Source organism: Thauera sp. 27, from assembly GCF_000310125.2.
In the GTDB taxonomy this organism is placed as follows: domain Bacteria; phylum Pseudomonadota; class Gammaproteobacteria; order Burkholderiales; family Rhodocyclaceae; genus Thauera; species Thauera mechernichensis.
Map to the genome: position 1 here is coordinate 21,298 of NZ_AMXB01000039.1, position 23,199 is coordinate 44,496.

Sequence of the window (23,199 nt, forward strand, 5' to 3'; positions counted from 1 at the left end):
ATGTCTCTCCTTGACCGCTTCAACCTGGGTCACGGCTTCAAGAAGTACTTCGAGCTGATCCCGGCGACCGACCAGGCGACGCGCGATCTCGTGTTCGGCATCCGGCACGAGGTCTACTGCTCCGACCTGCACTTCGAGCCCGAGCGCCCGGACAAGCGGGAGATCGACACCTACGACGCGCACAGCCTTCACTGCCTGCTGCGCACCAGGGACGAACCGCACGAACCCGTGGGCTGCGTACGCATCGTGCTCACCGACCCGGACGATCCCGCCAAGCCCCTGCCATTCGAGCACACCTGCGCGGAGGTGCTCGATCGCCGCATCATCGACCCGGCCGCCCTGCCCCGCGGCCGCATTGCCGAGGTTTCCCGTCTCGCCGTGCGCTCGCGGTATCGCCGCCGGCGCGGCGAAGACCGCGAGGCAGCGCCGATCAACGACGACGACTTCGGTTCGCGCGAACAGCCGCGCTTCCCCTACATCCCGATCAGCCTGTACATGAGCGCCATCGCGCTGGCGCACCGTCACGACATCGACACCTTGTTCGTACTCACCGAACCGCGCCTGGCCAGCCACTTCGCCAAGCTGGGCGTGGACATCCGCCGCATTGGCGACGCGGTCGAACATCGTGGTGCACGCGTCCCCTCGGTACTCGACGTCAATAGCGTGATCAAGAACATGCGTTTCATCCTTCGCCCGATCTGGCGTGTCGTGCAGCAGGAAGTCGATGCCGGTCTCGAGCGCGCCCGATCAGGCGAGCACCAAGCCCGGGCCTGAACCCCCCGCACGAAGACAAATGGGGCGCCGAAGCGCCCCATTCAACGCTGACTGAAACGAACTCAGCCCTTCAGCGCTACCTTGATCTGCTCGAGCGTGCTCGGGTCGTCGATGGTGGTCAGGTCGCCCGCGTCGCGACCTTCGGCCAGCGCCTGAATGGAGCGGCGCAGCATCTTGCCCGAGCGCGTCTTGGGCAGGCCGTTGATGAAGTGCACTCGGGCTGGACGGGCGATGGCACCGAGGCTCTCGTCCACCTTCTTCATCACCTCCTTCTCGAGCGCAGCGCGCTTCTCGGCGGTGTCGACCGTGCTGGCGTCCTTCACCACCGCGAAAGCCATCGGCATCTGGCCCTTGAGCTCGTCGTGCACACCGACCACGGCAACCTCGGCGATCGCCGGGTGGGTCTGCACCGCCTCCTCGATCTCGCGGGTGCCGAGGCGATGGCCGGCGACGTTGATGACGTCGTCCATGCGGCCGAGGATGGTGTAGTAGCCCTTGTCGTCGCGAATACCCCAGTCGGAAGAAGAGTAGACGATCGGGTCCTGGAAGGTGGAGAAGTAGGTCGACACAAAACGTTCGTCCTGGCCCCACACGGTGGACAGGCAGCCCGGAGGCAGCGGCGGCACGATGCCGACGATGCCCTTCTCGTTGGCGCCGCACTCGCTGCCATCCTCGCGGAAGATGCGCAGATCGTAGCCATACACCGGGAAGGCGGGCGAGCCGAGCTTGATCGGGCTGTCTTCCACACCGCGGCAGATGGCGAGCATCGGCCAGCCGGTCTCGGTCTGCCAGTAGTTGTCGATGACCGGGATGCCGAGCTCACGCATGATCCACTCGTGCGAGGTCTCGTCGAGCGGCTCGCCGGCCAGGAACAGGTGCTTGAGCGAGGACAGGTCGTACTTCTTGAGGAAGGCCGGGTCCTGCTTCTTGAGCACGCGCACCGCGGTGGGCGCCGAGAACATGACGCTGACCTTGTACTTCTCGACGATCTGCCACCAGATGCCCGCGTCCGGACGCAGCGGCGTGCCTTCGTACATGATCGTGGCCATGCCGCCGATGAGCGGGCCATAGATGATGTAGCTGTGACCGACCACCCAGCCGATGTCGGAGGTCGCGAACATGGTCTCGCCGGCTTCGCCGGTGAAGATGTGCGGCATGGTCGAGGCGAGCGCGACCAGGTAACCGCCGGTGTCGCGCTGCACACCCTTGGGCTTGCCGGTGGTGCCGGAGGTGTACAGGATGTAGCTCGGCTCGGAGGATTCCAGCCACACGACCGGCACCTGGGCATCCATGTGCCGGGCGCGCAGTTCGGCGTAATCGACGTCACGGCCCTCGACGCGCGGGAAGCCCTTATCCAGGCCGCGGTCGACGATCAGCACCTTGGCCGGCGGGAATTCGGCCAGCTTGCAGGCCTCGTCCACGAGGTGCTTGTAAGGCACCGGCTTGCCGTTGCGCATGCCGGCGTCCGAGCTGACCATCAGCACCGGCTTGGCGTCATCGATACGAGTGGCGAGCGAGCCGGCGGCGAAACCGCCGAACACCACCGAGTGGATGGCGCCGATGCGCGCGCAGGCGAGCATCGCGAACGCCGCCTCGGCGATCATCGGCATGTAGATCAGCACGCGGTCGCCGCGCTTGACCCCGAGGTCCTGGTAGATCGCCGCCATGCGCTCGACCTCGCGCTGCAGCTCGGCGAAGGAATACACCTTCTCTTCGTTGGTCTCGGTCGAGATGTACACCAGCGCGCGGTCGTTGGGGCGCGTGGCGGCGTGGCGGTCCACTGCGTTGAAGCAGAGGTTGGTCTCACCGCCCTTGAACCACTTCACGAAAGGCGGCTTCGAAAAGTCGCAGATCTGCTCGGCGGGCTTGTTCCAGTGCACGAGCTGGGCCTGCTCGGCCCAGAACCCGTCGCGGTCTTCGATGGAACGGCGGTGGAATTGCTGGTAATCGGTCATTGCTTCCTCTCCCTTCTATTTTCCCTGTATTGCAAATGACGTGTTGCCTGCACCGCAGCGCCGGGACAGCGCAGCGAAACCTGCGACCACTCTTGCTTCAGATGGAGGTCCGGGTGGACTCCCCGTCATCATCATCACCATCGGCTGCGCTTCTGTTCTTGAGGGCATCGAGATGCCTGAGCGGCAGTCCGCAGTGAGTCTTTGATTCTATCAATTCGAGCAGCGGCATCAGCGCCGCGATGATCTCGGGCAACTGGCGCTCGACCTCGTCGCGCGCACCCGCGCGCACCTGCCTGAGCGCGCCATCGATGCTGACGAGGCGGCCGAGCGCACGCTCGATGGAGTCGGCATCCACCTCGCCGGCATCGGCGACCACGCGATTGCCCCCCGCGGCGCGCGCGGCCGCGGTACGCTCGAGCGCCAGGCCCAATAACTCGCTGACCGCACTGCGCCCGTCCACCACGGCGTTGGCAACGCCTATGCTGAGCGTGATGCGGATGCGCTCCTCGCGGTAGCCCATCACCAGCTTCTCGACGCTGCTGCGCAGGCGCAGCGCAAAGGCACAGCTCGAAACGCGATCGATGCCGGGCGACAGCAGTGCGAACTGCGAGGCCGAGTGCTGCGACAGCGTATCCTCGGCGCGAATGCGCCCGGTGAGCATCTTCGACAACTTGCGCACGATGAGTTGCACGACGTGCGCGCCGTAGCGATCGACAAGCTCGTCGAACTGGTCCAGCTCGATGACCAGAGCGGCAATGTCGGTCTGGCGGCGCAGCGACTCGGCCTCCACCTGACTGGCACGATGCTGCAGGTAGCCCTCGCTTGCGAGCCCGGTTTCCGGGTCAACCGGACTCTGGCGGGCGAGCGCGGCACGGCTGCGTTCGAGCTCGAGCTGGGCCTTCGACAGGCGCACCAGCGAGGTCAGGGTGGCGAGGAGCTCGACACTGCCCGCCCCTTTGGTGACGAAGCCGTTGGCACCCAGGGTGAGCGCCCGCTCACGGGCAGATTCGTCCTCGTCGCCGGAAATGATGACCACCGGCAGCTCGCGCACCCGCGCCACCTTCGATGCCCGGATGCGCTCGAGCAGGCCGTAGCCATCCAGGCGCGGCATTCCGATGTCGGTGAGCACGAGATCGATGCCCGGATCGACCAGCAATGTCTCCCATCCGGCTTCGCCGTCGGGCTCCTCGCGCACTTCGAAGCGGCCGCGAATGAGCTTGACGATCGTCGCCCGCACCATGCGCGAGTCGTCAACCACGAGGATGCGTGGCAGCTTGTCGTCTTCGCTCGTCACCACCTCGCCCCCGTTTTACCTGTGCCCGCTCAGGCGCCGATGCGGACGACAGTGCGGCCCTTGACGCGGCCCTGGATGAAATCGTCGAAAGCCGCTGGCAAGGCATCGAAGTCGATCGTGCGTGTGACTGCCGCGAGATGACGCGGCTTGAGGTCGGTTGCGAGGCGGTCCCACACGCGCTGGCGGGTCGGAAAACCCATGTAGCCCGAATCGATGCCGAGCAGGCTGACGCCGCGCAGGATGAAAGGGAACACCGTGGTGTCGAGCTTGAAGCTGGCCGCATTGCCGATGCTCGCCACCGTGCCCGCCTGCTTCATGGTCGCCAGCACCCAGTGCAGCACCGGACCGCCGACGTTGTCCACCGCCCCCGCCCACTGCGCGGCTTCGAGCGGGCGCACCTTGTCGAGATCGATCTCCGATCGCAGCTTGATCTCCGCCGCACCGAGCATCTTCAGGTAGTCGGCCTCGGCCTCCTTGCCGGTGAGTGCGACCACGTGGTACCCGAGGTTGGCCAGCATGTCGATCGCCAACCCGCCGACGCCACCGGTGGCCCCGGTGACGATGACCGGGCCGTTGGCAGGCGCGAGGCCGTTGTCCTCCATGCGCACCACGCCGAGCGCGGCGGTGAAGCCCGCCGTGCCAAGGGCCATGGCTTCGAACAGGTCCAGCCCTGCCGGCAGGGGCACGACCCAGCCCGCGGGCACGCGCGCATATTCCGCATAGCCGCCGTGATGCGCGACACCGATGTCGAAGCTGGTGGCGATGACCTTGTCACCGGCCTTGAAGCGCGCATCGGCGCTGTCCACAACCTCGCCGCACAGGTCGATGCCGCCCACGCAGGGAAAGCGCCGGATGATCTTGCCCGCCCCGGTAGCCGCCAGCGCATCCTTGTAGTTGATGCTGGAGTAATGGACGCGGATGGTCACCTCACCAGCGTCGAGCTGCTCGGGCGCAAGCGCACCCATGCGGCTGACAACCTTGCGGTTCTCGTCCTGGTCGATCACGAAGGCCTTGAAGGGGGTCATGCGGACGTCTCCTGTGTGTTCGTAGCGTGGCCGTGAGGCCATTTCGACGCCGTAATTATAGCTCCAAGCGACGGGCGGGCCATTGGCCTGCCGCATGCCCTCAGGCAGCCCTTCAGTTCCGCCCGCCGGAGGCCGATAATGCAGCACAACACACGCCTTCTGCAGAGGTCCGCATGTCTTCGCTGTCACAGGCCCTGCCATCCGTGCAGGCCTATGTCGATCATTTCTCGGCCCAGCCCCTGCCGGTGCTGCGGCGGACGATGCTCGACCTTGCCGCGCTGCGTGACAGCGGGGAGTCTGTCGGTGCCAAGCAGCTCGCCAGCGTGGTGCTCTCCGACCCGCTGCTGACGATGCGACTGCTCACCCACATCGAACGCAACCGGCGCGAATCGCAGAACCACGACATCACCACCATCGAACGCGCGGTGATGATGCTCGGCATCGAGCCTTTCTTCAGCACCTTCGGCGACCTGCCGACTGTCGAGACAACACTGGCAAGCCAGCCCAAGGCCCTGGTTGGAGTGCTCAAGGTGATCGGGCGCGCGCGCCGGGTCGCCGACTACGCACGCGATTTCGCCATTCAGCGCCGCGATCTCGACGTACAGGAGATCACCGTCGCCGCCCTGCTGCACGAAGCGACCGAGATCGTTTGCTGGATCCACGCTCCGGCTCTCGCCCTGAGGGTTCAGGAACAGCTGGTGGCATCTCGCGGTCTGCGTAGCGCAGAAGCCCAGCGCGATGTGCTGGGCGCCACCGCCGCACAGATCCAGCTCGGCTTGATCCGTGCCTGGCGCCTGCCGCAACTCCTTGTCCAGCTGCTCGACGACAGCCAGCAGGACAACCCCAGGGTACGCACGATCAAGCTCGCCGCCGATCTTGCCCGGCACCTTGCCCGTGGCTGGGACGACCCTGCCCTGCCCGACGACCTGGCCGCCATCGAAGCCCTGCTGCACCTCGGCCGCGAACCCCTGCTCCTGCGCCTCGGTGCACCTGAGGAGGCGCGCGCACGCCTGCTACCTCCAGAGCCCGCGGAGCCTGCCTGACGCATACGCCACCGTGCCCGCGCCGTTGCGCGGCAGGCGTGTCATGTGTAACAGGATTGTTCATGCCAGCGATCTACAATGGCACGAATAACACAGGAGTCGTCCAATGAGCATTGGCAATGCGGTCTTCCTCGCCCTGATCGTCCTTGCGCTGGTCTGGAGCGTGGTGGTCTACAACGGCCTGGTACAACTCAAGCACAACATCGCCAAGGCCTGGGCGAACATCGACGTCCTCCTCAAGCAACGCCACGACGAACTGCCGAAGCTGGTGGAGGTCTGCCGCCAGTACAAGCAGTTCGAGCAGGAAACGCTGGCCCGCGTCACCGAGGCGCGCGCACGTGTCGCCAGGGCGCGCGAAGCCCACGACGTGCCCGCACTGGGCGCTGCCGAGAATCTGCTGCGCGCGGGCCTGGGGCAGATCTTCGCGGTTGCCGAAGCCTATCCGGAGCTCAAGGCCAACGAGCACTTCATGCAGCTGCAGACACGCATCACCGCGCTGGAAAACGGCATCGCAGACCGCCGCGAGTGGTACAACGAATCGGTCAACGTGCACAACGTACGCATCGAGCAGTTTCCGGACCTGATCATTGCGCGCCTGTTCAACTATGTTGCCCAGCCGTTGCTGCAGTTCAGCACGGCGGAAAAGGCCGACGTCGACCTCAAGGCGCTCTTCAATGCCTGAGACGCGGCCGACGCGCAGCGCGCGCTAGGCTTTCGCCCCCCGCCCGCAACACCACGACCGCCTGATGCTGGTCCAGCTTCGTCATCGACCGACGGACGTCATCCTGCCCTTCGTGCAGTTTGGCGCCGTCGTGCTCGCCCTCAGCGCAGGCGAAGGGCCGGGTGCGGTGACCGGATTGGGTGTGCTGCTGGCCACCGGACTGATCGGCTGGAAGCGCGCGCTGCGCCACGCACGCCTGATCGCCGACACACCGACCTCGCGCATCGCCTCGGCGGCCCAGGGCTACACCGAGCTGCGAGGACGCGGCCAGCCGCTCGACGGTACGCCGCTGCGCTCGCCGATCAACGGCTTGCCCGTGCTCTGGTACCGCGTGCTGATCGAGCAACGCCAACGCGACGGCAAGTGGAAACGGGAGACCGCCGACGAGAGCGATGCCTCCTTCCTGCTCGAGGATGCAAGCGGGCAGTGCGTGGTCGACCCCGAGGGCGCGGACATGATGGTCAAACGCTGCGACGTCGTACGCCGTGGCGACATGCGCTATACCCAGTGGTCGCTGATCCGCCACGATCGCATCTATGTGCTGGGCGATTTCGCCACCTTGGGCAGCGTCAATACCGACTTCGATTTCTCGGCCCAGGTGCGCGAGCTGCTGGCCAGCTGGAAGGCCGACCACCCCGGCCTGCTGGCGCGCTTCGACCTCGATGGCAATGGCGAGATCGATGTACGCGAATGGGAGCTCGCGCGTTCCCAGGCTCGACGCGAGGTACGCAGGCTACACGAGGAAGTGATGGCAGCGCCCGAGGTCCATGTGATGCGTCGGCCGACAGGCCGGCGCCTTTACCTCATCTCCGATCACGACCCCGCCCGGATCGCGCGCAGGTATCGCGCGCTGGCGATCTTCCATGCCGCAGTGGTCATTGCTGCAGCGGCAGCCACGGCCTGGTTCGCCCAGATCGGGGTGTTCTGAGCTCGCATCGCGAGCTGGCCGCCGACGGCAGGCCAGGCATGCTCAACCTGCGGCGCGCGACTCCAGCGCCTCCCAGCGCAGCATCGCCGCCTCGATCTCGCCTTCGATCGCCTCGAGCCGCGCCTTGACCTGCGCAACCTCCTGCGGTGCGTCCTGATACAGCGCGGGGTCTGCCATGCGCGCGTGCAGGCGCGTCTGCTCGTCCTCCAGGGCGGCGATGCGGTCGGGCAAGGCGTCGAGCTCGCGCTTCTCGTTGAAGGAGAGCTTGGTCGGGCGATTGGCGGCCGGCTTCGCTTCGGCCGCGCGCGGCTTGTCGACTGGCGCCGTGGCACGGCGAGCTTGTTGCTGGGCGGCGGACTGCACCTCGGCACGCATGGCCTGTACGCGCTGCCAGTCGCCGTAGCCGCCGGCATACTCCCCCCAGAGCCCATCGCCTTCGGCCGCAATCACCTGGGTCACCACGTTGTCCAGGAAAGCACGGTCATGGCTGACCAGGAACAGCGTGCCGTCGTAACCGGCAAGCAGCTCCTCGAGCAGGTCGAGGGTCTCGATATCGAGGTCGTTGGTCGGCTCGTCCAGCACCAGCACGTTTGCCGGGCGTGCGAACAGACGTGCCAGCAGCAGGCGGTTGCGTTCGCCCCCCGAGAGCGACTTGACCGGCGAGCGCGCTCGCTGGGGGGCGAACAGGAAGTCGCCTAGGTAACCGATGACGTGCTTCCTGTCGCCCCCGATGTCGACATAGTCCGACCCCGGGCTGATGACCTCGGTGAGCGGCAGCTCGGGATCGAGTTGCTCGCGCAGCTGGTCGAAGTAAGCCACGCTCTGGCGGGTGCCGCGGCGTACCGAGCCCTGATCGGGCTCCACGTCGCCGAGGATGAGCTTCAGCAAGGTGGTCTTGCCCGCACCGTTGGGGCCGATGAGGCCGATACGGTCACCACGCATGATGCGGGTCGAGAAGTCGCGTACCACCAGCTTGTCGCCATAGCGCTTGGATACGTGGGTGAGTTCGGCAACCATCTGCCCGCTCTTGTCTCCCGTATCGACCGCCAGGCTGACGCTGCCCAGGCGGTCGCGGCGCGCCGCGCGCGCTCGGCGCAAGGCTTCGAGGCGGCGCACACGGCCCTCATTGCGGGTACGGCGGGCCTCCACGCCCTTGCGAATCCACACCTCTTCCTGGGCGAGGAACTTGTCGAAGCGTGCCGCGGCCTTGTCCTCGGCGTCGAGTTCCTCCGCCTTGCGGCGCTGGTAGTCGGAAAAGCGCCCGGGGTAGCTCGCCAGACGGCCGCGGTCGAGCTCGATGATGCGGGTCGCGACGTGGTCGAGAAAGACGCGATCGTGGGTGATGACGATGACCGCACCGCGAAAGTCGCGGATCAGCTCTTCGAGCCACAGGATGCCATCGAGGTCGAGGTGGTTGGTGGGCTCATCGAGCAGCAGCAGATCGGGCTCGGCCACCAGCGCACGCGCCAGCGCGACGCGCTTGACGCCGCCCCCCGACAGACTGGAAACCTTTGCCGCGGGATCGAGTCCGAGGCGGGCGACGACCTGCTCGACGCGCTGGTTCAGGCGCCAAGCGGCGGCGGCTTCGACCGCATGCTGCAGGGCATCGAGCCGTGCCAGCGCCTCGGGCGTGGCATGCTCGGCGACAGCAAGCATGGCCGCGTGATAATCGACCAGCAGCTTCGCGGCGCCACCGAGTCCGTCGGCGATGGTCTCGAAGACGTCGCGCTCGAGGCCGAAGTCGGGCTCTTGAGGCACATAGGCCGTGACCATCTCGGCCTGCCGCCAGACTGTGCCATCATCGAGCGCGGCCTGGCCGGCGAGCACCCGCAGCAAGCTGGATTTGCCCGAGCCGTTGCGTCCGATCAAGGCGACACGCTCGCCTGCATCGAGCTGGAAACCGACGCGATCGAGCAGGTCGACATGACCGAAGGCGAGACAAGCGTTATCGACTGAAAGAAGAGGCATCTGCGCGGTTGCGGCAATCGGCCGCGGGTTCGGGAGAGGGGCGTCGATTTTAGCCGGCTGCGGGCGCTCAGGGCGGATTACCGCATAATGCAGTGCACAAATCCGCCCAAGGCGGCAATTTCGCGGGCGTGGCAAGCTCATCGTGGCACGCCCGACGGCAACACGGAACAGCATCAGGAAAAGACATATGGAACGATTGCTCGAACGCTTCGGCGACCACGACGAGGATCAGGTCGCGTTGTGGGCAAGCCTGGTGGGGAAGTTGCGTCCGGCCAGGGCCGACCAGGCCGACGAAGCCATCGAGAACCTGCGCGCGCTGCAACGTCTGCTGTCACGGCGGGCGGACCTGCTCGCAAACCTGCGCGCCGCATGCCTGCGCCTTTTCAACGAGCGCAAGCAGGTCACGATGTACGTCTCGTCGGGCCTGCTGCCTTCGACGGGCTTCTTCTCCGAGACCTCTCACCGCATCGGCAACCGGCTGCTGCCGGAGGTGGTGGACACCACGCACCTGAAGGATTTCCTGTCGGCGATCTTTCACCGCGTGGATGACGAGCAGTGGGTCAATGCCATCCCGGACGACGACTGGGTGGCGTTCCTGGGTCTGCTCGTCGGCCACCAGTCGCCGATGTTCGAAGAAGATGCCAACGCCCTGCCCCAGGCCGTGCGCGAGGTACTCGAGGCGTTGCGGGTGCTGTCCTTTCATGTCTCGGCGATCGGCCTGGACCGCGAACTGGTGCGCATCGACCCCAACCTGGAGGAGCATGAGTCGCCCTTCCTTGCCCAGAACGCCGAACTGCTGAGCTACATCCAGCATTACAGCGACTGGTGGACGACGCCAGGCGCACTGATTGCCGATGACAAGCACCTGATGGTGATGCTGCATCAGTGCGACGAGATCCTACAGCGGGTGCGCAAGCGTGCCACCCGCATCGGCACCAGCCTTACCCTCACCTTCAAGCTCGAACGCCTGCGCCAGCACCTGGAGCGCATCAACGAGCTGGTGGCCCTGCTCGGTGAGCTGCGCACCCGGCGCGTGGTCGAAGACGCCGCGCCGCGCATCGTGCGCCTGTTCAAGACCCTGGTACGCGCCGAGTGCCGCAAGAACATCCTCTCCGACTACTGGGGCAAGAACGTCGAGCTGCTGTCGCTGCGCATGACCGAGAGCGCCAGCAAGACGGGCGAGAAGTACATCACCAATTCACGCGGCGAGTACTTCGGCATGCTCGCCTCGGCTGCACTCGGTGGCCTCATCATCGCCTTCATGGCGGCCAACAAGATCGTGCTCGGCAGCCAGGGCTGGGCACCACTCAACGAGTTGCTGTCGTTCTGCCTCAACTATGGCCTGGGCTTCGCCCTCATCCACATGCTGGGCGGCACGGTGGCGACCAAGCAGCCGGCAATGACGGCCAACGCCATTGCCGCCTCCATCGGCGAGGCCAAGGGCAAGGGGCGCGACCTCGAGGAGCTTGCCGACCTCATCGTACGCACCATCCGCAGCCAGGCCGCAGCGATCGCGGGCAACATCGGCGTGGCCATCCCGATCGCGCTGGTGGTGGGCCTGATCATCCACTTCGCCACTGGCAGCCACTTCGTGTCGCCCGAGAAAGCCCACCACCTGCTCGACGAGATCGATCCGCGTGGCGGAGCGCTGTTCTTTGCGGCCATTGCCGGGGTATGCCTGTTCATGTCGGGGCTGATCGCCGCCTTCTACGACAACCTGTCGGCCTACAACCGAGTACCGCAACGCCTGCGCCAGTTGCGCTGGCCCAAGCGACTGCTGGGTGCAGCGCGTGCCGAACGACTCGTGAGCTATATCGAGAACAACCTTGGCGCGCTGGCCGGCAACGTCTTCTTCGGCTTTCTGCTCGGCGGTGCGACCGCCATCGGCGTGCTTTTCGGCCTGCCCATCGACATCCGCCACATCGCCTTCTCATCGGCCTATCTGGGCTATGCATCGGTCGCACTCGATTTCGCCGTGCCGCTGACCACGGTGGCCATCGCATTCTCGGGCGTACTCCTGATCGGGCTGGTGAATCTGCTGGTCAGCTTCACGCTGACGCTGAGCGTGGCGATGCGCGCGCGCCGCATCACCTTCGAGCAAGGCCGCAGCCTCGGCGGCCTGTTGCTTCGCCGCCTGCTGCGTGCGCCGCGCGCCTTCCTGCTCCCCCCGCGCCCGGGCGACGCCGCACTTGGTCAGGCGCCACCAAACGGCTAGAATGCGCGCCCTGAGTCCTCGTCATAGTTCAATGGATAGAACGGGCGCCTCCTAAGCGCCAGATCCAGGTTCGATTCCTGGTGACGGGACCAATTCGACAATTCAACCCCTCCGCGCTGCACGGCTGCGGCACGCCGTGCGCGGCACATTGGTCCCCGGCCTGCATGCTCCGTTACCCGCACGTGCTGTTCGACCTCGACGGCACCCTGATCGATTCAGCCCCTGCCATCCTCGCCAGCTACCGCGAAGCGTTTGTGGCTGCGGCTTGCGAGCCCGTGATGCCGATCGACGCCGGCATCGTCGGTCCGCCGCTGCTCGAGACCCTGCAGATGCTGACGGGCAGCAAGGACAGCGCACTGCTCGACACCCTCGCCGGGCACTTCAAGGCCAGCTACGACAACACGGGATACCGCCAGACGGCGGCCTACGGCGGGGTGACGGAAATGCTCGAGCGCCTGACGGCGGCAGGCTGTACGCTGTCGATCGCCACCAACAAGCGCCTGCACCCGACACGGCTGATTCTCGACCACCTGGGCTGGAGCCGTCATTTCGCTGCCGTGTATGCCCTGGACGCATTCGAGCCACGCCTGCCAAACAAGGCCGCCATGATCGCGCGCCTGATGCAGGACCGTGCGATTCCCCGCGACCAGGCGGTCTACGTGGGCGACCGCAGCGAGGACGGCGAGTCTGCAGACGCCAATGGCCTGCCCTTCCTGGCCGCCACCTGGGGCTACGGCAGCCTGGAGGCCGGCGAGATGGCGCCGCACTGGCGTGCAGTGTCCACCCCTGCGGCGCTGGCCGAGGACATCCTCGCACCGGCCTGAACGCCAGGCTTCCGCCTACCTCACCTCGCCGAGCAGGCGGTGCAGATGCTCGACGGGAATCGCGTAACTGATGCCCGAGGGGTCGGACAACACGCTCTCCTTCGTACCCTTGACGAACACCATGTTGAGCACGCCCAGCACGGCGCCGCTTGCCGGATCGTACAGGGGGCTGCCGCTGTTGCCTGGATAGGCGGTGGCGTCGAGCTGGTAGACACGAAAGACGTCGTTTGCCAGGCGGCGAACCAGGGCGGGATTGAGGTCGCGGGCATTGGCCTGCGGAATGCCGATCGGCGTGATCGCGGAGACGATGCCACGGTGCGTGACCGGCGTCATGCCGAGCACGTTGCCGATCGGAAAGCCGGTAAAGGCGATTTCCTGCCCTTCGCGTACGCCGCCACTGGCAGCCAGGCGCAGAGCGGGTAAGGCCGGCCCTGCGCCGAGCTTGAGTACGGCAAGGTCACGACCGCGATCGGTCGCGGCGACGCTGGCCGTGCGCACGGTGCCGGTCTGCCCGTCCCCCGGCAGCACGATGACGAGGGCCTCCATGTTGGCCGTATCGAGACGCTCGGGCAGGACGTGCGCATTGGTGGCGACGAGCTGCCCATCGCCAACGACGAAACCCGTGCCGCGAAACTGGAAAGCCGGGCTGCGGGTACGCTGGTAGGTGCCCACCGCCACGATCGAGGGCTTGATACGCGGCACCGTGGCGACGAGATCGGCACGTGCGCCCGTCGGCAGGAACAGCGCCCCAGGCAGGGCTAGCGCGGCCGCCAGCAGGCGGCGACGGGTCGGATCGTACCGCGGTGACGGGCGGCGCGCGCTCATGAGTCGTGATCCTCCTGGCTCGCCAGGCGCAGGGTCTTGAGGCGCGGACTGGGCGCAACCACGCGACTGTCGTACGGATGCCGCCCCTGCCCGACATGGCGCAGGATACGCTCGACATAGGCCTGCGTTTCCCGGTACGGCGGCACGCCGCGAAAACGGTCCACCGCTCCCTCGCCCGCGTTGTAGCCGGCCGCAGCCAGTGCAACATCGCCCTCGAAGTAGGCGAGCAACCAGCGCAGGTAGGCAAGTCCCCCGCGAATGTTCTGCTCGGGATCATAGGGCTTGGTGACCTTGAAGCGCGCTGCCGTCTCCGGGATGAGTTGCATGACCCCCATGGCGTTCTTGGGTGACAGGGCTTGCGGGTTCAGTGCCGACTCGGTGAGCGCGATCGCAAGCGCCAGTTGCGGCTGAATGCCGTAGCTGGGCGCCAGTGTAATGAGCAGGCGGGCAACCTCCTGCCGCTCCGCAGGCAGGCGCGCCACGAGCGCCTCGACCGGCCAGCGCGGCGGCATGATCTCGGCCGGCGTATGCAGGCAGCTCGGCACATCGCCCGCCGCCTCACCGGTGAAGCGCAACATGCGCTCGGCGTGCGCATGTCCGAGCTTGGCAGCCATTGCGAACAGGGTGCTCGCATAGGCGTCGTTGCGCTCCACGCCGCGCCCGTTGGCGTACATCCAGCCAAGGGCGTACATACCTTCGGCATCACCGAGTCGAGCCGACTCGCAGTACAGCCGCGCTGCATAGACCTGATCGCGGGGCACGCCCTCGCCATGCTCGTAACCCAGCGCCTCCTCGGCGAGGTAGCGCGCCTGCTGCGCGAACGCCGCCGCGACGACATCGCTGCTCACCGCGCCAACAGGCGCCGTACCGACACCGGCGAGGCAAACCCCCACAAGCATACGGTGCAGGCGTGCGCGCCACTCACCGTCACTGCGGCATGTGGAGGACCTGCGTGTGAGACCGAATGCGCTATCGACCATGATTCATGTATGGCAGATCTCTGTCATCGACGCCAGCCGGATACGCACGTCTGGCGAAGCGCACGCTCGCCGCGCCCACAACCCCGTACCTGCGCTCACAGCGACTTCCGCAGCTCGCTGGCCTCAGCGTGAATCGGCGTCCCATCCTTGAGGCGTGGCAGGAGGGCATCGAGCTGGCTGCGCGCATCATTCGCACGCCCGGCCTTGACGTAGGCGCGGGCAAGGTTGAGATGCAGCGGCAGCAGATCCGGCCCCAGCTTCACCGCGCGCTCGAGATTGGTCACCCCGGCATCGAAGTCTCCGCGCTCGACCTGGATCATGCCCACGGTGTCGATGATCGCAGGGTTGTCCGGCGCCAGGCGCAAAGCCTGCTCGGCGTACTCGAACGCCTTCGGATCCTTGACCTGGCTGGCAGTCCACGCGAGGTTGTTGAGGATGAGCGCGTTCTGCGGCGCCATCTCGTGCATGCGCGCGAAGAGGTCGTGGGCGTCACGATGCCTGCCATCGACGAGCGCCCGCTCGGCAAGGTATCCGCGCACGGCGATGTCGGTGGGGTTCTTCTGCAACCAGTCTGCCGCCAGGCGGTCAGCCTCGGCCTTGCGCTCGGCAAGCAACAACACGGTATGTAGCCTGCTGACCACCTGGGCGCCGCCGTTGCGCTCCAGCGCCTTGCGGAAAGCGGCCTCCGCGGCCTTCCAGTCGCGCCCGACACCATGGATTTCGGCTTCGAAGAAGTACCCGATGGGTGCATCGGGCTGACCAGCCTGGATGTCACGGGCAATACGCAGCGCCTCAGCGGCGTCGCCGCGCGCCATCACAGCGGCGATCAGACGCTGCTGGATGTCAACCGCGGCGGGCGCGATGGAGAGTGCGCGGCGCAACGACTGCTCCGCCGCCGTCTTGTCGCCCAGCATGGTGTAGACCTCGGCAAGGAACAAGTGCGGCTGCGGCGAACGCGGCATCAGACCCGCTAGCCGGTTGAGCGAGGAGATACCCTGCTGGCTGTCACCCGCAGCGACCTGCGCCCGGGCAAGGGCTTCGACCGCACGCACCTCGTCAGGGTGCGCGGCGGCCAGCTTCTGCGCAACCTGCAGCGCACGCGGGAATTCGCGCTGCTGCAGGTGATGTGACACCAGGGCGAGATTGGCCGCTACACCGCCCGGTGCGGCACCGTCGGCGCGCTCCAGGGTGGCAAGTACTTCCGCAGCAGCTGCGCCGGTGGCGCGCTGCAGTTCGGCCAAGGCAAGGTGTGCTTCCACGTTTCGCGGATCGCGCTGGATGACCGCCCTGATCCGTGCCAAAGCGCCCTCCGGCTGACGCTCTGCGAGATCCAGACGCGCAAGGTTGACCGCTGCGGCAAGATAACCCGGCTGCAGCGCGAGCGCCTTTTCGAACGCGGCACGTGCCGCGGGAACGTCGCGCTTCGCGAGCATCAGGCCACCGCGCAGGTTGTGCACCAGCGGGTTGTCGGGCTGCTTCTGCTCGAGTTGCAGCTGCGCCTCGAGGGCCTTGTCCGCCTCCCCCCTGCGCAGATGCGCCACGACAAGGGCAAGGTCGGCCTGAATCGCGGCCTGATCCATCTGTGCGGCGGACTCCAGGTCGGCAAACGCGGCATCGGCATCGCCGCTGGCCATGCGTGCCACCCCCAGGCGCAAGCGCGCGCGGGCATCCTCCGGGGCAGCCTCGGCCGCCTTGGCGAAATACTCCTCGGCACGCTGGTAGTCGTTGTTGGCAATGAACACCTGCCCGGCCAGCGCCAGTACGCGGGGGCTCGGATCGGGCATCTGCAGCATGGGCTGGAGCAATTCGAGCGCGCGCGTCGCGTCGCCGGTGGCGAGATGCGACGCGATGAGCATCTGCCTCGCCATCAACTGCCCGGGCGCGCGCTCCAGCACTCGCCCGAGATGCGTGCGCCCGAGCACATGCTCGTTCATGCGCACCATCACCGTGCCGGCGAGGAGCTCAGCGGGAAGATAGTTCGGCGCCTGCTTGAGGACCTGCATCAGGCCATCGCGCGCTTCGCTCAGGCGCTCGGCGCGGTAATCCATGAAGGCACGCAGGTAGCGCGTGGTCGGATGGGCAGCCGCAACCGATTGCATGGCGGCCAGTGCCCGCTCGGCTTCTTCGAACTGTCCCTTGCGCATCAGCAGAGAGACGTGATTGAAGTGATAGTGGACGGTCCCGGGCGAGGCCTTGAGTGCAGCCTGCAGCGCCTGCACCGCCGCATCAAGGTCTCCCTTGCTGACGAGAATGTCGCTCAGCACTGCATGTGCCTCTGCATGCGCCTCGGCACGGGCGATCGCATCCCTGGCCTGAGCCTCCGCAGCATCGAGTTCGCCCTTTACCAACAGGGCACGAGCCAGCCCGACGCGGGCATCGGCCTGGGCCGGATCGGCCGCGATCGCATCGCGGTAGGCCTTGAGCGCCTTGTCGACATCACCCTTGCCAAAGTGGGCGTCGCCAAGCGCGCCAAACACTACAGCCTGCGCTCTTGCGTCGGGCAGGCGGGTGCCTTCGAACTCCTTGAGCACCGCGTCGAACTCGCCGGCGCGGACCATCGCCTGAAGCAATAGCGGAATGACCTCCTCGCGCGCATGCCCCAGCTCGCTGGCACGGCGCAACTCCTTGACGGCACCTGGAATCTCGCCCTGCTGGAGATTGATCTTGCCCAGCAGGAAACGCGCCTCGGTCAGGCTGCCATCTTCCTGCAGCGCATTCTTGAGCTGGATGCTGGCCGCGGTGAGGTCGTTCTTTGCGATGTAGTCCTTGGCCGACCCGAGCATCTCCTCGGTACTAGCGCCGCAGCCCGTCAACAGGGCGGACACCAGCGCGGTCACCGCCAGCCCACCCGCAGCACGGGACCAGCTGCTACGAGGCATCGAGTGGTTTTCTTGACTCACGAACCATTCTCCTTCTTGAGGCCGAAGCGGCCCAGCAGATCATAGAGCGAGGGCCGGCTCACGCCGAGTATCTCGGCTGCGCGGGCAACATTGCCGTTCGTACGTGCCATCACCTTGAGCACGGCACCGCGCTCGGCCTCATCGCGAACCTGGCGCAGGTTGAGGTGCTCGAGACTATCGTCGGGCGTCTGCAGTCCGAGGTCGGCTGCGGTGATGCAGTCGCCCTCGGCCATGATGACGGCGCGCTTCATGCAGTTCTCGAGCTCGCGCACGTTGCCGGGCCAGCGATGCGCCTCGATCGCCGACAACGCATCATCGGCAAGTACGAGCGAACGCCGTGCATTATCACGCGCAAAACGTTGCGCGAATGCGTGCGCAAGCAAGGTCGCGTCACCCTCGCGCTCACGCAACGCGGGAATCTCCACGACGATCTCGGCCAACCTGTAGTAGAGATCCTCGCGGAATACACCGGCGTGGATCTGCGCCTTCAGGTCACGGTGCGTTGCACATACGATGCGCACGTCGACCGGTATCTCCTCGCGCCCACCGATGCGCTCGATGCAGCGCTCCTGCAGGAAGCGCAGCAGCTTGGCCTGCAGAGGAAGCGGCAGATCGCCGATCTCGTCGAGGAAGAGCGTGCCACGGTGAGCGGTCTCGATCTTGCCCTGGGTCTGCTTGACCGCACCGGTGAAGGCCCCCTTCTCGTAACCGAAAAGCTCGCTCTCGAGCAGAGCGTCGGGGATGGCGGCACAGTTGATCGCCACGAAACGCTCGTTGGCGCGCGGCGACAGTGCATGCAGGCCGCGCGCAAGGATCTCCTTGCCCGTCCCGCTTTCTCCAAGCAGGGCCACCGTCACCGAGGCCGAGGCCAGCTTCTCGATCGTTCGGCAGATCTTGAGCATCGCCGGGTCGCGCGTAAGCAGACCGGACAGGGGCCCCGCCTGCAGCGCAGACAGGCGCGCATTTTCCATCTGCAGGTCGTGCATGCGGAAAGCGCGATCGATGGTGAGGATCAGCAGTTCGGGCTCGAAGGGCTTCGCAAAGAAATCGTAGGCCCCCATTCCTACCGCCTTCACCGCATTCTCACGGTCATGCTGGCCGGTGAGCACGATGACTTTGGTATCGGGCGCAAGCGTGAGGATCTCTCGCAACAGCCTGAAGCCTTCAGTGACATCATCGGGCGCGGGCGGCAGGCCAAGGTCCATCGTGACGACCGCAGGCTCATGCTTGCGCAGTTGCGCAATCGCACTCTCACGATCACCGGCCACAACCGTGTCACAAGCGTCGAGCGCCCAGCGCATCTGTTTCTGCAGCGCCGGGTCGTCCTCGACGATCAAAAGCGTTCGCTGCTTGTCTGACATGGGATTCCGTTACTCCTGCCCCCGATACCGGGATCACTGGCCGCGCTGATTGCGCGGCAGGGTTATCGTCACACGCGTCCCCTTGCCCACTTCGCTATCGAAACGGACTTGACCACCAATCTCACCGAGATACTGGCGTGTCTCGAACACACCGATCCCCATGCCGCTCGTCTTGGTCGTCTGAAAGGGTCGCGACAATCGCTCGCGAAGAAAGTCCGCGGTCATGCCACAACCGCTGTCCTCTACCACAACCTGCAGCGCATCGCCGGCCTCGGTTACGGTCACGGCCACCTTACCATCCTCATCCGTGGCATCCAGTGCATTTTGCACGACATGCCCAATGATTCGCTCCAGCCGCTGCGGATGCGCGTTGACCTCGAGCGGCGCTGCCGCTTCGAGCCGCAGTTCGACCGCTGGCCGCAGTGCCCGCCTCGAATGACAGACCGCCTCGAGGAGCGTGACAAGCTCGACTGGCCGCGGGGGATCGATCGAGCGCTTCTCCTGGAGTTGTGTCATCAGCCCGCGCATGCGCGCCTCAACATGGGCAACGGTTTCGAGCATGTCCTGCTGGAACTCCGGGTTGTCTCGATGCCGCTCGGCGTTGCGCAACATCAGCGAGAGCTGCGCAACGAGGTTCTTCAGATCGTGCACGACAAAGGCCGACATGCGATTGAAGGAATCGAACTTGCGCGCCTCCAGTAGCGCCTCGGCGGCGAGCATCCGCTCGAGATAGCCCGCAGCTTGTCGCTGTGCGGTCTTCAGCAGGTCCAGCACCTCCCAGTCGATCTCGAACGGCGTGCGCGGCGAGCCAAGCACGACGAAGCCGATGAGCTTGTCCGAAGCCTTGAGGGGAATCACCAGCCACGCGTCACCAAGATCGGACAAGCCAGAGGGCAGCACCAGGCCCTCGTAGTGCCCCGGCCGCGCACGGAACTCCGCCAGGTTGATGACCCATTCGCGCTCATCCAGGAAGCGGACAAAAACGGAATCCTGCGCCTCGACCCAGTCGGACGCGGGCTGATTGAGGCGCGAATGCATTGCAAAGTTGCCAAACGCGTCGCGCAACCAAAGCCCCCCTCCCGGACTCTCGACGAGGTCACACAGCGCCTTGACCACCGATTGTCCAAGGTCGAGCCCCGAGTCGCTCGATGACAGCGCCTGGGTGAAACGCAGCCACTCATTGCGGTAGTCGTAGCGGTACGAGAACAGGTGCTTGCTGATCAGGACGCGCAAGCGTGCTCGCAAGCTGCCCGAGAACAACAGAGCGCCAAGCAGGACCATGCCGGCGAACAGCAGGGTCATCTGCAGCGCCCGGCCCCAATCACCGCCGAAGTAGCGCACGTAGTACGCTGCCCCCGCGATGACCAGCAGATAGACCCCGGCTCCAGCCAGCGCTGTCGAGTGGAAGACCACCTCGCGCGAAACGGACATCCTGAGCGTCCACGACGGACTGCGGATACCCGCAAGCACGATCAGCGGAATGAGCAAGGCATGTACGAGACCGCGAACCGCCCAGACGTCGAAATCGATTCGCGAGAACAGGAACGCGTCGGCGAAAAGATAAAGGTCAAAGATGTACCCTGCCGCCAATGCCAGACAAAGCGGCTTGATACCCCACCGCGAGTTGGCCGGAAGCCCCCGGTACAGCTGCTCGACCAGCATTAGACCAATAACCGCGTGCGCGAGCCAGGCCACCAAGGCCGGCTGTACGGGCAACGCTGCGCGATCGACCACAGCCTCGGTCGCGAGCGCGGCGAACTGGGCCAGCAGCACGGCAAGCGCGAGCAGCGCCGGCCAGCGCAGACGCCGCCCCCACAATGGCAGGGAAAGAATGATCAGGAATGCAAACCAGGCACCACCACGCAGCACGTCGAGCAATGCAGCCGCGAGCAAGCCCGCCACGCCCTCGCCGGCAACATTGAACGACGACGCGATCGCCCAAGCACTGGACAGCACGACCGCGGCGAGCAATACACCGCCAGGCAACCCTCCCCGCCAAGCGACGAAGATATACAGCGCGAAAAGCAGATAGGCGGCACCGGCAATTCCGTAGCCCCACGTCGCGATCTCACCCAAGATCAGGCCTCCTCACCTGCCCCGGGCCGGCGCTGAACGGCTGCACTCAGTGCGCACCCTCGCCCGTCAGCACGACGCGCACGGTCTCGAACAACACCAAGGTGTCGAGGATGAGCGTGTGATTCTTCACGTAGTACAGGTCGTACTGCAGCTTTTCGGCCGAGTCATCAACGGACGCACCATACTGATAGCGCACCTGCGCCCAACCGGTCACGCCCGGCTTGACGCAATGCCGAACCGCGTAGAACGGAATCTGCTGAGTAAGCTGATCAACGAAGTAGGGACGCTCGGGGCGCGGCCCCACCAGACTCATGTCACCGACAAGCACATTGAAGAGCTGCGGCAACTCGTCGATGCGAAGCTTGCGGATCACCCGACCCACGCGGGTCACGCGATCATCGTTCGAACTCGCCCAACGAGGCTTGCCATCACGCTCCGCATCGCGGCGCATGCTACGGAACTTGATCACACGGAATGGCTTTCCGCCCAGCCCCACGCGCTCCTGGCCATAGAACACTGGCGCACCATCCTCAAGCAGGATCAATATCGCAGTGATGATCATCACTGGCAGGGCCAGAATCAGGAGAAGCGAACCAACCACAAGGTCGAACACCCGCTTGATGAAGGTCCGCGCCCACCCCTGACGAAAGCCATCACCGTAGATCAGCCAACTCGCACGCAGCGAATCCAGCCGAATCTGACCGAGCGAGCGCTCGAAGAAAGTGGACAGATCCAGGATCCGGATACCACCAAGCTTGCAATCGAGCAGTTCGCGCAGGGATAGAACCCCACCTCGCCGCTCGCGCACAGCGACGATCACCTCGTCTACACGGAGCTTGCCAGCAACGTCAAGCAGGCTACCCGGAGGCAAAACCTGACGTGGCTCGACCTCGACACGCTCCTGCCCACCCACAGGAAGGAACCCCACGACATCCACGCTGCGCTGCAAAGGCCGCGTCAGATCCCTGTACACAGCTAGGGCATCCCGTCCGGTCCCCACGATCAGGACACGGGGCACGAAGAAACCTGCAGCCTGGCGCTGATTGACCACCACCCTGAGCATCAGCAGCGAGCACAACAAGACAAGGATGCTCACCTGCATCGGGTGCGGCGCGATCTCCGGCCAGGGCATCAGGCCAAACGTCACGTACGCCACCGGCACACTGACGACGAGGGAGAGTGCCACGCGCGCAAACGCCTGCCTGCGGCAACGCTGATACACAGGCCGGTACAAGCCCATCGCGGCATTGAGACCGATCATGGATGCCGCGAACACCAGCGCGGCAGGCACCCACGCCGCCCAGTCAAGGGCGCCGGGCGCAGCCTGGAAGGCAACAGCCCCCAGCACCACGATGAACAACAGCGCAGCATCGAACAAGACCTGATGCAGCGTATGCGTTGGTAGGTAATGGCTGAAGATCTTCAGCATGGAGAACCTCTGCGTCCGTGGTCGTGTTCGTCGGCTAGACCTTCCGGTCTGCCAGGTCGCCACCAAGATAGCTGATCGACCCATGCACGCCTATTAAATCGATCACGCTCATCGACCAAGAGTCGAAGTTAAAAAATCAGTCGAAACAACAGATTCGAGCAAAACCGCAGATCGACACATCCCGCGAGCATTGATTTTAGCATGTGGAGACGGTAGCTTTCCGAGGCTAGACCCCTCACCCACCCCAGGAGAAAAGCATGAGCAGCACGGCCCGCGATTTCGCTGAAGTTTATGGATATCGATTCGAAGACCTCACCGTTGGCATGAACGCCGCAGTCTCACGCACCGTCAGCGAAGCGGACATCCTGCTGTTCGCTGGCGTTTCGGGTGACACCAACCCAGTACACCTGGACGAAGAGTTCGCTGCCAGCACGATGTTTGGCGGACGTATCGCGCACGGCATGCTCTCCGCAGGCTTGATCTCCGCCGTCTTCGGAACCCGCCTGCCCGGTCCCGGCTGCATCTACCTTTCCCAGAACCTCAAGTTCAAGGCACCGGTCAAGGTCGGTGATACGGTCGTTGCGCGTGTTACGGTGAAGGAGCTGAAAGTCGAAAAACGCCGCGCCGTTTTCTCGACGGTTTGCACTGTGCGAGGGGCAGTCGTTCTCGACGGCGAAGCCGAGCTGCTCGTACCAGCACGCGACTGACTCATCCCCCACTACGCGCCCGACCGAACGTCAGCCTTGCCGCGTTTTCGAGTGCGTTGTGGGCGGCGTTCATGTTTTTTCGACGCGTTGACGTAACAAAGCCCTGCTTTCTTTTGAGAGCAGGGCTTTGTTTTGTGGGTTAGTCTGACGATGACCTACTTTCACGAGGGCGGA

17 protein-coding genes and 1 tRNA gene are annotated in these 23,199 nt (G+C 65.4%); 8 read left to right on the top strand and 10 right to left on the bottom strand.

All coding sequences use genetic code 11. The features are described 5' to 3' along the window. Entirely contained in the window at positions 1-774 is a 774-nt protein-coding gene (locus B447_RS17775; RefSeq protein WP_002943692.1) for a PEP-CTERM/exosortase system-associated acyltransferase, read from the top strand. A 62-nt stretch (positions 775-836) separates the two neighbouring features. Here the strand turns inward: B447_RS17775 and B447_RS17780 are convergent, their stop codons facing one another. From B447_RS17780 to B447_RS17790, 3 genes are all read right to left on the bottom strand, one after another. Next, complete coding sequence (locus tag B447_RS17780) at positions 837-2,729, bottom strand: propionate--CoA ligase (protein ID WP_002943693.1); 1,893 nt, start codon at positions 2,727-2,729, stop codon at positions 837-839. A gap of 97 nt (positions 2,730-2,826) precedes the next feature. Next, on the bottom strand, positions 2,827-4,026 hold the full coding sequence (locus tag B447_RS17785; protein WP_002927646.1) for a GGDEF domain-containing response regulator: 1,200 nt from the start codon (positions 4,024-4,026) through the stop codon (positions 2,827-2,829). Positions 4,027-4,052: 26 nt separating this feature from the next. Beyond that, the gene (locus tag B447_RS17790; protein WP_002943695.1) at positions 4,053-5,048 is read right to left on the bottom strand and encodes an oxidoreductase; all 996 of its coding nucleotides are present in this window, start codon (positions 5,046-5,048) and stop codon (positions 4,053-4,055) included. 173 nt (positions 5,049-5,221) lie between these two features. On the opposite strand from B447_RS17790, the gene B447_RS17795 reads away from it, so the two are divergent. The 3 genes from B447_RS17795 to B447_RS17805 all read left to right on the top strand — a co-directional run bounded on the left by B447_RS17795 (position 5,222) and on the right by B447_RS17805 (position 7,740). Then, on the top strand, positions 5,222-6,091 hold the full coding sequence (locus B447_RS17795) for an HDOD domain-containing protein (protein ID WP_002943697.1): 870 nt from the start codon (positions 5,222-5,224) through the stop codon (positions 6,089-6,091). Positions 6,092-6,197: 106 nt separating this feature from the next. Further along, positions 6,198-6,773 (top strand): LemA family protein, encoded by a 576-nt coding sequence (locus B447_RS17800; RefSeq protein WP_002927652.1) that lies wholly within the window; start codon positions 6,198-6,200, stop codon positions 6,771-6,773. Between the two features lie 64 nt (positions 6,774-6,837). Beyond that, a complete protein-coding gene (locus B447_RS17805; protein ID WP_002943700.1) occupies positions 6,838-7,740 on the top strand; it encodes a hypothetical protein in 903 nt (300 codons plus the stop codon). A 42-nt stretch (positions 7,741-7,782) separates the two neighbouring features. On the opposite strand, the gene B447_RS17810 is transcribed toward B447_RS17805, so the two are convergent. Beyond that, entirely contained in the window at positions 7,783-9,708 is a 1,926-nt protein-coding gene (locus tag B447_RS17810; protein ID WP_002943702.1) for an ATP-binding cassette domain-containing protein, read from the bottom strand. A 187-nt stretch (positions 9,709-9,895) separates the two neighbouring features. On the opposite strand from B447_RS17810, the gene B447_RS17815 reads away from it, so the two are divergent. From B447_RS17815 to B447_RS17825, 3 genes are all read left to right on the top strand, one after another. Beyond that, positions 9,896-11,923: a site-specific recombinase gene (locus B447_RS17815; RefSeq protein ID WP_002943704.1), complete on the top strand. Its 2,028-nt coding sequence runs from the start codon at positions 9,896-9,898 to the stop codon at positions 11,921-11,923. Between the two features lie 17 nt (positions 11,924-11,940). Then, a tRNA-Arg gene (locus B447_RS17820) sits at positions 11,941-12,015 on the top strand. 72 nt (positions 12,016-12,087) lie between these two features. Next, positions 12,088-12,747, top strand: coding sequence for an HAD family hydrolase (locus B447_RS17825; RefSeq protein WP_002943707.1), 660 nt, complete (start codon positions 12,088-12,090; stop codon positions 12,745-12,747). Positions 12,748-12,762: 15 nt separating this feature from the next. Here B447_RS17825 and B447_RS17830 read toward each other — a convergent pair whose 3' ends face one another. From B447_RS17830 to B447_RS17855, 6 genes are all read right to left on the bottom strand, one after another. Then, complete coding sequence (locus tag B447_RS17830; protein ID WP_002943710.1) at positions 12,763-13,572, bottom strand: S1 family peptidase; 810 nt, start codon at positions 13,570-13,572, stop codon at positions 12,763-12,765. Further along, complete coding sequence (locus B447_RS17835) at positions 13,569-14,471, bottom strand: transglycosylase SLT domain-containing protein (RefSeq protein ID WP_002927668.1); 903 nt, start codon at positions 14,469-14,471, stop codon at positions 13,569-13,571. The genes B447_RS17830 and B447_RS17835 overlap by 4 nt, the downstream gene beginning before the upstream one ends. Before the next feature lie 176 nt (positions 14,472-14,647). Beyond that, positions 14,648-17,452, bottom strand: coding sequence for an XrtA/PEP-CTERM system TPR-repeat protein PrsT (prsT, locus tag B447_RS17840; protein WP_002943713.1), 2,805 nt, complete (start codon positions 17,450-17,452; stop codon positions 14,648-14,650). Further along, positions 17,449-18,813 (bottom strand): PEP-CTERM-box response regulator transcription factor, encoded by a 1,365-nt coding sequence (gene prsR, locus B447_RS17845; protein WP_002927670.1) that lies wholly within the window; start codon positions 18,811-18,813, stop codon positions 17,449-17,451. The genes prsT and prsR overlap by 4 nt, the downstream gene beginning before the upstream one ends. Positions 18,814-18,846: 33 nt before the next feature. Then, a complete protein-coding gene (gene prsK / locus B447_RS17850) occupies positions 18,847-20,889 on the bottom strand; it encodes an XrtA/PEP-CTERM system histidine kinase PrsK (protein ID WP_002943716.1) in 2,043 nt (680 codons plus the stop codon). Between the two features lie 46 nt (positions 20,890-20,935). After that, complete coding sequence (locus tag B447_RS17855) at positions 20,936-22,318, bottom strand: TIGR03013 family XrtA/PEP-CTERM system glycosyltransferase (protein ID WP_002927680.1); 1,383 nt, start codon at positions 22,316-22,318, stop codon at positions 20,936-20,938. Between the two features lie 257 nt (positions 22,319-22,575). On the opposite strand from B447_RS17855, the gene B447_RS17860 reads away from it, so the two are divergent. Further along, positions 22,576-23,025, top strand: coding sequence for a MaoC family dehydratase (locus B447_RS17860; protein ID WP_002927682.1), 450 nt, complete (start codon positions 22,576-22,578; stop codon positions 23,023-23,025). The last annotated feature ends 174 nt before the right edge of the window (positions 23,026-23,199 follow it).